General features: G+C 54.9%; 11 protein-coding genes. 6 read left to right on the forward strand and 5 right to left on the reverse strand.

Going from position 1 to position 11,730, the window contains the following annotated elements; translation table 11 throughout:
• Positions 1–75: 75 nt before the first annotated feature.
• A complete protein-coding gene (gene sthA / locus ACX1CU_RS23210; protein WP_459400520.1) occupies positions 76–1,473 on the forward strand; it encodes a Si-specific NAD(P)(+) transhydrogenase in 1,398 nt (465 codons plus the stop codon).
• On the opposite strand, the gene oxyR is transcribed toward sthA, so the two are convergent.
• A complete protein-coding gene (oxyR, locus tag ACX1CU_RS23215) occupies positions 1,456–2,373 on the reverse strand; it encodes a DNA-binding transcriptional regulator OxyR (protein ID WP_459400521.1) in 918 nt (305 codons plus the stop codon). The two genes, sthA and oxyR, sit on opposite strands and share 18 nt — an antisense overlap.
• 150 nt (positions 2,374–2,523) lie before the next feature.
• On the opposite strand from oxyR, the gene ACX1CU_RS23220 reads away from it, so the two are divergent.
• The 4 genes from ACX1CU_RS23220 (at position 2,524) to ACX1CU_RS23235 (ending at position 5,578) form a co-directional block, all read left to right on the forward strand.
• A complete protein-coding gene (locus ACX1CU_RS23220) occupies positions 2,524–3,255 on the forward strand; it encodes a glutathione peroxidase (RefSeq protein ID WP_459400522.1) in 732 nt (243 codons plus the stop codon).
• 135 nt (positions 3,256–3,390) lie between these two features.
• A complete protein-coding gene (locus ACX1CU_RS23225) occupies positions 3,391–4,839 on the forward strand; it encodes a dihydrolipoyl dehydrogenase (RefSeq protein WP_459400523.1) in 1,449 nt (482 codons plus the stop codon).
• 165 nt (positions 4,840–5,004) lie between these two features.
• Complete coding sequence (locus tag ACX1CU_RS23230) at positions 5,005–5,265, forward strand: toxin HicA (RefSeq protein WP_459400524.1); 261 nt, start codon at positions 5,005–5,007, stop codon at positions 5,263–5,265.
• Entirely contained in the window at positions 5,252–5,578 is a 327-nt protein-coding gene (locus tag ACX1CU_RS23235) for a type II toxin-antitoxin system HicB family antitoxin (protein ID WP_459400525.1), read from the forward strand. The genes ACX1CU_RS23230 and ACX1CU_RS23235 overlap by 14 nt, the downstream gene beginning before the upstream one ends.
• Positions 5,579–5,626: 48 nt before the next feature.
• Here ACX1CU_RS23235 and argH read toward each other — a convergent pair whose 3' ends face one another.
• The 4 genes from argH to argC all read right to left on the reverse strand — a co-directional run bounded on the left by argH (position 5,627) and on the right by argC (position 10,112).
• On the reverse strand, positions 5,627–7,000 hold the full coding sequence (argH, locus tag ACX1CU_RS23240; RefSeq protein WP_459400526.1) for an argininosuccinate lyase: 1,374 nt from the start codon (positions 6,998–7,000) through the stop codon (positions 5,627–5,629).
• Positions 7,001–7,071: 71 nt separating this feature from the next.
• Positions 7,072–8,289 (reverse strand): argininosuccinate synthase, encoded by a 1,218-nt coding sequence (locus ACX1CU_RS23245; RefSeq protein ID WP_459400527.1) that lies wholly within the window; start codon positions 8,287–8,289, stop codon positions 7,072–7,074.
• 26 nt (positions 8,290–8,315) lie between these two features.
• Entirely contained in the window at positions 8,316–9,089 is a 774-nt protein-coding gene (gene argB, locus ACX1CU_RS23250) for an acetylglutamate kinase (protein WP_459400528.1), read from the reverse strand.
• Between the two features lie 18 nt (positions 9,090–9,107).
• Positions 9,108–10,112, reverse strand: coding sequence for an N-acetyl-gamma-glutamyl-phosphate reductase (gene argC / locus ACX1CU_RS23255; RefSeq protein WP_459400529.1), 1,005 nt, complete (start codon positions 10,110–10,112; stop codon positions 9,108–9,110).
• 215 nt (positions 10,113–10,327) lie between these two features.
• Here argC and argE point away from each other — a divergent pair, with 215 nt between their 5' ends.
• Positions 10,328–11,473: an acetylornithine deacetylase gene (argE, locus tag ACX1CU_RS23260; RefSeq protein WP_459400530.1), complete on the forward strand. Its 1,146-nt coding sequence runs from the start codon at positions 10,328–10,330 to the stop codon at positions 11,471–11,473.
• Positions 11,474–11,730 lie beyond the last annotated feature (257 nt).

Here is an 11,730-nt window from a genome sequence, read left to right on the forward strand (position 1 = left end):
TAATGGTCATTGGGCACACAGCGCTATGATGTTAAGATACCGTTGTAATTTTGTATAAGAACAGGTCTCTCCTACATGCAACAGCACTATCAATTTGACGCCATTGTCATTGGCTCGGGCCCTGGTGGTGAAGGCGCCGCTATGGGGCTGGTGAAACAAGGTGCCCGCGTGGCCGTGATTGAACGGTACAACAACGTGGGCGGCGGCTGTACTCATTGGGGTACCATCCCCTCAAAAGCACTCCGCCACGCGGTCAGCCGCATCATCGAATTCAACCAGAACCCGCTTTACAATAACTCCCGCACCCTCAGTGCCACTTTCCCTGACATTTTACGCCACGCCGACAGCGTCATTAACCAGCAAACCCGCATGCGCCAAGGCTTTTATGAGCGCAACCAATGCAAACTGTTTGCCGGCGATGCTCGCTTTATCGACGCCAATACCGTCAGCGTTCGCTATAAAGACGGCACTCAGGACACCATTCGCGCCGACAATATCGTGATCGCCTGCGGTTCACGCCCTTACCGTCCGGCCAGCGTTGATTTTAAACATCCACGCATTTACGACAGCGATTCCATTCTCGAGCTGAACCACGAACCACGCCACGTGATTATCTACGGTGCTGGGGTGATTGGCTGCGAATATGCGTCGATCTTCCGCGGTTTAAACGTAAAAGTGGATTTAATCAACACCCGCGATCGTCTGCTGGCGTTTCTCGATCAGGAAATGTCGGATTCGCTGTCTTATCACTTCTGGAATAATGGCGTGGTGATTCGCCACAACGAAGAGTTCGAGAAGATCGAAGGCACGGAAGATGGTGTGATTGTGCACTTGAAGTCGGGCAAAAAAGTGAAGGCCGACTGCCTGCTGTACGCCAACGGCCGCACCGGCAATACCGATTCGCTGGGGCTGGAGAATGTTGGCCTGGAGTCTGACAGCCGTGGCCTGCTGAAGGTCAACAGCATGTATCAGACGGCGGTGGCCCATATTTACGCCGTGGGTGATGTGATCGGCTACCCAAGCCTGGCCTCAGCCGCCTACGATCAAGGCCGCATCGCTGCGCAGGCGATTTCCTCCGGTGCCGCCAGCGGGCACCTGATCGAAGATATCCCAACCGGCATTTACACCATTCCGGAAATCAGCTCCGTCGGTAAAACCGAGCAGGAGTTGACCGCCATGAAGGTGCCGTATGAGGTAGGACGCGCCCAGTTCAAACATTTGGCCCGGGCACAGATCGCCGGGATGAGCGTCGGCAGCCTGAAGATCCTGTTCCACCGCGAAACTTTGCAGATCCTGGGGATCCACTGCTTCGGTGAACGTGCGGCAGAGATCATTCACATCGGCCAGGCGATCATGGAACAGAAAGGTGAAGGCAATACTATCGAGTATTTTGTTAATACCACCTTCAACTATCCGACCATGGCCGAAGCCTATCGCGTTGCCGCGCTGAACGGTTTAAACCGCCTGTTTTAAGGCAGTGCCGAGGTAATTCTGCATGTGCTCGCGGATCGCTTCGGCTAACTGCTCATAACGGCCACGCAGCGGGGAACCGGGGCGATACACCAACGCAATGGTGCGCTTCGGTTCCGGCTTGTAGCAATCGAGATAGCAAACACCATCACGCTCGCGCTCATTGGGCACCGCCAGCGCTGGCAACAGCGTAATTCCGCTGCCCGCCGCTACCATATTGCGCAGCGTTTCCAAACTGGTGGCGCGGAAGTGGGTATCTTCATCCGCACCGGCCTGGAAGCAGAAGCCCAACGCCTGATCGCGCAGGCAATGGCCATCTTCCAGCATCAGCAGTTTTTCCCCTGCCAAATCCGGCATCGCCACGCGATCGCGCTGCGCCCAAGGGTGATCGGAATACACGGCCAGTTTCATCGACTCGTCAAATAGCGGCACTTCAATGAAGGCTTCGGTTTCTTTCACCAACGCCAGAATCGCACAGTCCAGCTTGCCGCTGTCGAGCTGTGCCAGCAGTTGGTGGGTTTGCGCTTCATGCAGGTACATTTCCAGCTTGGGAAAGGTTTTATGCAGCGTTGGGATAATCTGCGGCAGCAGATAAGGCCCCACGGTGGGGATCAGGCCGATATGCAGCGGCCCAGACATGGCTTCACCCTGCTGGCTGGCCATTTCTCTCAGAACCTTGACTTCGCGCAGCACGGTACGCGCCTGCTCCACCAGCAATAAGCCCGCCTGAGTGAATAACACTTTACGGCTGGTGCGTTCGAGCAGCATCACACCGAGTTCATCTTCCAGCTTGCGGATCTGCCCGCTCAGCGTGGGCTGGCTGACGTGGCATGAATCAGCAGCGCGCCGAAAATGGCGATGCTCAGCCAAAGCAACCAGATACTCTAAATCACGAATATTCATTATTTACCTCCTAGCCATGATAGCTCATGGCGATAGATAAGATAGCAATGAGTGATTAGATCTATCAAGCCCAAGCATGAATAATGTCCCCCAACGAAGCGATACCGCGCAAGAAGCAAAAAATTATTTTTCTAATTAAGGGGTTAATCCATGTTTACCAGTCAAGAAGGCAAAAAAGTCCCTCAGGTTACTTTCCACACTCGCCAAGGCGACCAATGGATTGATGTCACCACTAATGACCTGTTTAAAGATAAAACCGTGATCCTGTTTTCTCTGCCAGGTGCGTTCACCCCAACCTGCTCTTCCAGCCATCTGCCGCGCTATAACGAGCTGTCCAGCGTGTTCAAGCAGCACGGCGTTGACAGCATCCTGTGCGTTTCAGTCAACGATACCTTCGTGATGAACGCTTGGAAGGCAGACCAGCACGCAGAAAACATTACCTTTGTGCCAGACGGCAACGGCGAATTCACCAAAGGGATGAACATGCTGGTTGAGAAACCCGATCTGGGCTTTGGCCCACGCTCATGGCGCTATTCCATGCTGGTGCGTAATGGCGTAGTGGAAAAAATGTTCGTCGAACCCAACAAGCCGGGCGACCCGTTTGAGGTCTCTGATGCCGACACCATGCTGAAATACCTGGCTCCAGAGTTCAAAGTGCAGGAATCCGTCTCCCTGTTCACCAAGCCGGGCTGCCCATTCTGCGCCAAAGCCAAGCAAATGCTGCAAGAGCGCGGCATGCAGTACGAAGAGATCGTGCTGGGCCAAGATGCTACTACCGTCAGCCTGCGCGCTGTCAGTGGCCGCGCGACCGTGCCACAGGTATTTATCGGCGGTCGCCATATCGGTGGCAGCGACGATCTGGAAGCTTTCCTGTCAGCCTAATAAGAAAAAATACCCGACGGGTTTCATTCGGTACTCAACAATGTGCCGTTTGAAAAACACGTGAACTTTTGGCGGGCACTGACCCGCCTTTTTTATACCAGATGGGCTGAAAACTCAGGGTATTCAGGAGTGGATATGAAACAGTTGAATGTTGATGTGGCAGTGATCGGCGGTGGCACAGCCGGATTGGGGGCTTATCGCGCAGCCAAACTCTCTACCCCTAATGTGGTGATGATTGAAGGCGGGCCTTATGGCACCACCTGCGCTCGCGTTGGCTGTATGCCCTCCAAACTCTTGATTGCTGCGGCAGAAGCAGTACATCAGATTGAACGCGCACCGGGTTTTGGCGTACACCCTGCGGGCAAAACCACCATCAATGGCCGCGAAGTGATGGATCGTGTCAAACGCGAGCGCGACCGCTTTGTCGGTTTTGTGCTGGAAGGCGTCGACAGCATCCCGGCAGCCGACAAAATTCAGGGTTATGCCCGCTTTATCGACGACAATACCCTGCAGGTAGATGAACATACGCGTATTGTGGCACAGCGTATCGTGATCGCGACCGGTTCACGCCCAAGCTGGCCTGCGCCGTGGAACGAGTTGGGCGATCGCCTGATCGTCAATGACGACATATTCAACTGGGATGATTTACCGCAGTCGGTCGCCGTATTCGGGCCGGGTGTCATCGGGTTGGAACTGGGCCAGGCGCTGCACCGCCTCGGGGTAAACACCAAAGTGTTTGGCGTTGGTGGGGGTGTTGGTCCGCTAACTGACAGCACCGTGCGTCAATATGCCGCTAAAACGCTAGGGGAAGAGTTCACTCTCGACCCAGACGTGAAGGTAGACATCATGCAGCGCGAAGGCGAAAAAGTGTTTATCCGCTATCAAGATAACCACGGCCAAACGCAGGAAATAGGGGTGGATTACGTATTGGCCGCCACCGGCCGCCGCCCGAATGTAGACAACCTCGGTCTGGAAAATACCCATCTGGAGCTTGATGCCAAAGGCGTGCCGCAGGCCGATCGCCTGACCATGCAAACCAGCGTGCCGCATATCTTCATCGCTGGTGATGCCAGTAACCAACTGCCGCTGCTACACGAAGCCAGCGATCAGGCGCGTATTGCCGGGCAAAATGCCGGCAGCTACCCGGAAGTTAACCCAGGCCTGCGCCGCAGCGCGATTTCTGTGGTGTTTTCCGATCCACAAATCGCCATGGTCGGCTCCACTTTCCGCGAGCTGAGCCAGAAATTTAGCGCCTGTGGCTGCTTTGAAGTGGGTGAAGTGTCGTTCGAAAATCAGGGCCGTTCCCGCGTGATGCTGCGTAATAAAGGTATTCTGCACGTCTATGGTGAACAAGGTACCGGGCGCTTTTTAGGTGCCGAGATGATCGGCCCGGATGTAGAACATATCGCTCACCTGCTAGCCTGGGCGCACCAGCAACAGATGACCATCGACCAGATGCTGGATATGCCGTTTTACCATCCGGTGATTGAAGAAGGCTTGCGTACCGCACTGCGCGATCTGCAAGCCAAGCTGAAATTGGGTGAAACCGAAGCGGAGCGCTGCCAACGTTGCCCTGGTGAATAAATATTCATCTCTGCAAAACACCAGACCGGGCCGCTGCGCCCGGTTTTTTGCGTAATACACTCCAGATTTATTATCCCTTGGTTGCCGAAACCCTCTTCTGCCGTCATTTTTATCCGTAGATATCTTGAATGATACTATTAATGATACTATATTGAGAGTGCACGGATGAAAGAACTCAGCGACGTTATAGCCAGTCTTCGCCAACGGCAGACCAATATCAAATTTCATGAACTGGCAAAAATCTGCAACCGTTGGTTTGGCGCCCCACGGATGAGTAGTAGTAGTCACAAAGTTTACAGCATGCCATGGCCGGGTGATCCGCGAGTTAACATCCAACGCGCAGACAGCGGTATGGCAAAGGTTTATCAAGTCAGGCAGGTGATAGCGGCACTGATCAGATTGGAGGAAGAAAATGGCAATGCATGAGCATTACACTTACCGTATCACTTGGTCAGCAGAAGACGGCGAGTACGTTGGGCTATGTACAGAATTCCCTTCTCTGTCCTGGCTGGCTCCAACCCGTACTGGTGCGCTGGATGGCATTGAACAACTGGTAGCACAGGTGGTGGCAGACATGATCGCCAACGGTGAAACGCCACCGGAAGCGCTGGCGGAGAAAAATTTCAGTGGGAAATTGGTACTGCGCCTGACGCCGGAGCAGCATCGGCGCTTGGCGATCAGCGCTATGGAGGAGGGTGTCAGCCTGAACCGCTACCTGTGTGCGCGGTTGGCAGGCTAGCAATGCATTATCAATCAGGGCCGAGCATACTCGGCCCTGTTAAGCTCATCACGCCAAACGTTTCTTCGCCTCAGAAATCGCGCTCGCAACCTGCTGCGGCGAAACACCGCCCTTGGCCGCACGCTTGTCCAGGCAAGATTGCAGCGCCAAAACCGGATACACGTCGTCACCAATCACTGAGTTGAATTTTTGCAGGTCTGCCAACGGCAGATCTTCCAGCGGCTTGCCTTGGCGAATAGCTTCAACCACCGCTTCACCCACAATGTGGTGCGCTTCACGGAACGGCACGCCTTTGGCCACCAGATAATCGGCCAGTTCGGTGGAGTTGGCATAACCCTGCTGCGCCGCTTCCTGGCAACGTGGGCGTTTCACCTGAATACCGTCCAGCACCAGCGCCGCCATCTGCAAGCAGTCCATCCAGGTGTCGAGCGCATCGAACAGCCCTTCTTTATCTTCCTGCATGTCTTTGTTGTACGCCAGCGGTAGCCCTTTCAAGGTCATCATCATGCCGGTCAGCGCACCCTGTACGCGCCCGCATTTACCACGGATCAGCTCCAGGGCATCCGGGTTTTTCTTCTGCGGCATCAGGGATGAGCCCGAAGTCACGCGATCGGAAAGCTCAACAAATGCCGCTTCGCCGCTGTTGAAGAAGATCAGGTCTTCAGCAAAGCGCGATAAGTGCACCATGCTGATGGCCGCGTTGGACAACAGTTCCAGCACATGGTCACGATCGGAAACGCTATCCAGGCTATTACGGGTCGCAGAGGCAAAACCTAACCAACCGGCCAGTTGCTCACGGTCGATCGGATAAGCCGTCCCTGCCAGCGCACCGCAACCCAGTGGGCTGACATCCAGGCGCTTCAGCGTATCTTGCAGGCGGCTTTCATCCCGCGCCAGCATCTCTACATAGGCCAGGCACCAGTGTGCAAAAGTAACCGGCTGTGCGCGCTGAAGGTGGGTATACCCCGGCATCACCGCATCCTGATTAGCTTCGGCGGTTTCTACCAGCGCTTGTTGCAGTTGGATGATCGCCTGATGCAGCTCGCTGACCTGATGTTTGCACCACAGTTTCAGATCGGTAGCCACCTGATCGTTACGGCTGCGGCCGGTATGCAGTTTTTTGCCCAGATCGCCGACTTTATCGATCAGCTTCTGCTCTACCCAACTGTGAATATCTTCCGCATCGCTTTTGACGATCGCCAGCGGATCGGCCTGCACTTCTACCAGCAACGCATTCAGCGCCTGTTCAAGTTGTTGTTGCTCCACCGCCGTCAGTACATTGACGGTCACCAGCGCTTTTGACCAGGCGACGGAGCCAACAATGTCCTGTTCCGCCAGGCGATAATCGAAACGCAGAGAATCGTTTAATTGTTTGAACCGCTGATCCGCTGCCTGACTGAAGCGTCCGCCCCAAAGTGCCATAATCTTGCTCCTGAATAAGTATGCGAAAGGGCGCAGCATGCTGCGCCCCTCAAATTGACGCTAAACCAAGGTTACTTTTTCTTCTCGTTCAACGCGCGAATACGGGAAGAGAGCGAGAACAAGCGGATAAAGCCGCCCGCATGGCTATGATCGTAAACTTCGTCTTCGCCGAAGGTCGCAAACTCTTCGGAGTACAGGCTGTTGGCGGATTTTTTCTGAATTGCCGTCACCTGGCCTTTATACAGTTGCAGTACCACTTCGCCGTTCACTTCTTCGGCCAACGCTTGGGCAGAAGCCTGAATGGAGCGACGCAGCGGCGCAAACCAGCGGCCATCGTACACCACGTAAGACATTTCCAGGCCCAGCTGCTCACGCCATTTGAAGCTGTCGCGATCCAGTACCAGTTGCTCGACACCACGCAGCGCAGCCACCATGATGGTGCCCCCTGGGGTTTCGTAGCAACCGCGGGATTTGATGCCCACCAAACGGTTTTCTACGATGTCGATACGGCCAACGCCATGCTTGGCACCCAGCACGTTCAGGGTTTCCAGGCACTTGTACGGGCTCATCGCTTCGCCGTTCACCGCTACCACGCAGCCTTTCGCCACGGTCACCGTCACGTGCTCAGGCTGATCCGGCGCTTCCAGCGGATCTACGGTCCACACCCAGCAATCTTTGTTCGGCGCATTCCACGGGCTTTCCAGCACGCCGCCTTCGGTTGAAATGTGCCAAGCGTTTTCATCACGGCTGTAGATTTTTTCCAGCGACGCGGTGGTCGGGATATTACGTTCTTTCAGGTAATCCAGCAGCGCTTCACGGGAACGCAGGTTCCACTCACGCCATGGTGCAACCACTTTCAGATGTGGAGCCAGCGCGGTATAGGTGGTTTCGAAACGCACCTGATCGTTGCCTTTACCGGTCGCACCGTGGCACAGCGCGTCTGCACCCACTTTCAGCGCCAGCTCAACCTGGGCTTTAGCGATGATTGGGCGCGCCATAGAGGTACCCAGCAGGTAGCTGCCTTCATACAGCGCACCGGTTTGCAGCACCGGATAAACATAGTCACGGATGAATTCTTCACGCAGATCGACCACGTGACACTCAGAGGCACCGGATTGCAGAGCTTTCTGCTCAACGCCTTCCAGATCGCTGCGCTCCTGGCCGATATCCGCAACGAAAGCTACCACTTCGCAGCCACCGTAGTTTTCTTTCAGCCATGGAATGATGGCTGAAGTATCCAGACCGCCAGAATACGCCAGAACGATTTTCTTGATGCCTTTGTTTTGCATTGTGTTATTCCTTTTTAATTCTAAATTTAAGCGAGGATCCGGGTGCCAATCGACACACCATTAAACAGAGCAGGAAGCTTTTCGGCATTACGCCAGCTGGCGATATCCACCGGGCGGCCAAGGGTACGCGCTGCATCCAGTGCCGCGTTCACCTTCACTACCATACCATCAGTAATGATGCCCTGAGCAATCAGTTGTTCTGCTTTTTGCGCCGTCATTTCCGCGATGCGCTGCCCTTTACCGTCGAGAATGCCACTGACATCCGACAGCAGGATCAAATCTGCACCTAAGGTTGCGGCCAGCGCCGTAGCGGCCTGATCGGCATTCACATTCATCAGTTGGCCTTCGGCGGTAATGCCGATAGAACTGATCACCGGCAGATAGCCAGCCGCCAGCAGCGTATTGAGCAGCGCAGGCGAACCCGGCTGTGCATTGCCAACGTGGCCCAACGCCGGGTCGAGCTGGGTTACGGCAACGCTGCCGCCGTCGGCCAGGCTCAGCCCAACCGCACTGATCTTGTGTTTAACCGCCCACGCCAGCAGAGTTTTGTTGGCAGTACCGGCCAGTGCACCAGTAATGATGTCGATCTGATCGGCAGGCGTAACGCGCAGGCCGTTCTTCTTCACCACGGGCAGAGAAAGTTGCTTCATCAGTTCATCCACCACGCAACCGCCGCCGTGGACGATCACCAGCGGGCGCTGATGTTCCTGGCGATAGATATCCAGCGCGGTAAACAAGCGCTCCAGCGCTTCTTCACTGTCCAGTAACACACCACCGAGTTTGATAATTAATGGGTTCATCGCTTTGCTCACGCTGATTTAAATTAATGATTGGGTTTCCGGGAACCCAAAACGGATATTCAGGCACTGCACCGCCTGAGCGGCTGCACCTTTCAATAAGTTGTCTTCGGCTGCTACGGCGATCAAATGCTCGCCCTGCACGGCAAAACCGATATCGCAGAACGGCAGGCCCACCACCGACTTCAGCGCTGGCACACCCTTGTCGTACAACCGCACCAGCGGTTTATCGTCGTAAGCCGCGTGATAGGCCGCAGCCACATCCTGCGCGGTGACGCCCGCTTTCAGGCGGCAGGTGATGGTTTCCAGAATACCGCGTGGGAAGCTACCCAGATGCGGCGTAAAGATCACCGGGATGCCCAAGTGCGCAGTAATTTCCGGATGGTGGCGATGATTGAACAGGCCGTAAGGTTGCAGGCTGACTTCGCAGAAGCTGGTGGTGACGCTGGCTTTACGCCCGGCACCGCTGACACCGCTGACGGCGTTGATCACCGGCCATTGGTCCAGATTCAGCAGTTGTTTGTCGATCAGCGGTTTCAGCGTCAACTGAGCCGCCGTTGGGTAGCAACCCGGTACGGCGATCAGCTGTGCCTCTTTGATTTTTTCGCTCTGCCACTCCGCCAGGCCGTATACCGCTTTGGCCAGCCATTCGGCATGCTGATGTTCAAAGCCATAATATTGGCGATAAAAATCGGTGTCCTGCACGCGGAACGCACCTGAGAGATCGAACACCACGCAGCCTGCCGCTAAAAACTCGGGGGCAATATCGTGGCTGACTTCGTGTGCCGTTGCCAAGAACACCACGTCGATCCCTTTTGCCGCTTCCGCCACGTTCACCAGCGGCTGCAACGGCAGATCAACGATGCCTTTTAACTGCGGATGCAGCTCAGAAAGTAATTTTCCTGCATCTGCACTTTGCGCTGAAACCGCTAAAGCGGTTATGTTCATGTGTGGGTGGCGATTCAGATAAGCCGTGAGCTCCGCTCCGGCGTAACCGCTGGCTCCAACAATCAGCGTATTCAACATGTGGCCTTTCACCTTTTTGGCTTAAAGTAGAGGCACTTGCGCCCCATCAGCAGGGCTTGGTCGCGTTGTTGCGCCGTTCACCCACGTGGTCGAGCGTTGATGTTTTATCAACATCCAGGGTTCGTATTCCCTTACGCTCCAGCTTAATGTATTTTTATTCAGAATAAATGCATGAATATTGATACTATCCTAACCAAAGGCTGTCAACAGTGAAGATGAAATTACCCCCATTTATTGAGCTGTACCGGGCGTTGATCAGAACGAAGTCGATCAGCGCCACCGATGGTGCCCTCGATCAGAGTAATGAAGCATTAATCAACTTGCTGGCCGGTTGGTTCGCCGATTTAGGCTTCCGCGTTGACGTGCAGCCCGTACCTGATACGCGCAACAAATTTAACCTGCTGGCCAGCATTGGCACGGGCAGCGGCGGCCTGCTGCTGGCGGGCCATACCGACACCGTGCCTTACGATGAAGGCCGCTGGACGCGCGATCCGTTCACCTTGACCGAGCACGACAATAAACTTTACGGGCTGGGCACCGCCGATATGAAAGGCTTCTTCGCCTTCGTTCTGGACGCGGTACGGGATATTGATGCCAGCAAGCTGACCAAGCCGCTGTACATTCTGGCCACCGCAGACGAAGAAACGACCATGGCCGGAGCGCGCTATTTCGCCGCCTCCACCAAAATCCGCCCGGACTTTGCCATTATCGGTGAACCAACGTCGCTGAAACCGGTGCGCGCGCACAAAGGCCATATCTCCAATGCTATCCGCATCGTGGGTCAATCGGGCCATTCGAGCGATCCGGCGCGCGGCGTCAACGCTATCGATCTGATGCATGAATCCATCGGGCATTTGATGGAGTTGCGCAAAACGTTGCAAGAGCGCTACAACAATCCGGCGTTTGCCGTGCCTTATCCCACCATGAACTTCGGCCATATCAGCGGTGGAGATGCGGCCAACCGTATCTGTGCCTGCTGTGAACTGCATATGGATATCCGCCCGCTGCCGGGCATGACGCTGGATAACATCAACGAACTGCTGCACGAGGCACTGGCACCGGTCAGCCAGCGCTGGCCTGGGCGTTTGTCGATTGATGAGCTGCATCCGCCGATCCCGGGCTACGAGTGCCCGACCGATCACCATATGGTGGCAGTGATTGAGAAACTGCTGGGTTCACGTACCGAAGTGGTTAACTACTGCACCGAAGCACCATTCGTACAGGAAGTGTGCCCAACGCTGGTGCTGGGGCCGGGTTCAATCAACCAGGCGCATCAGCCAGATGAATACCTCGACACGGCGTTTATCGAACCCACCCGCAAACTGCTGGGGCAACTGGTCGATCACTTCTGCCAGCAATAAAAACACGTAAAGAGTAGGGTGTTTCCCTACTCTTTAGGCGCAGAAAATTAAGCCGATAAGCCAGACTGATAACCAGCGGCCCGTAATTAAATTTCACAAAATGCGCCGATTTTGATGTTTTTTTGCTAAAAATAGTGTCAATTAACCATTGGGCAGGTGCATGGTGAGATAAAACAGCGGTTCTTTACCTAACACGTGAAATTTACTTACAAGATGAAAATCAGGTACCCACAGATTTCAAGTTGTGGTTAACAACA

It is taken from the genome of Serratia sp. D1N4, assembly GCF_054552755.1.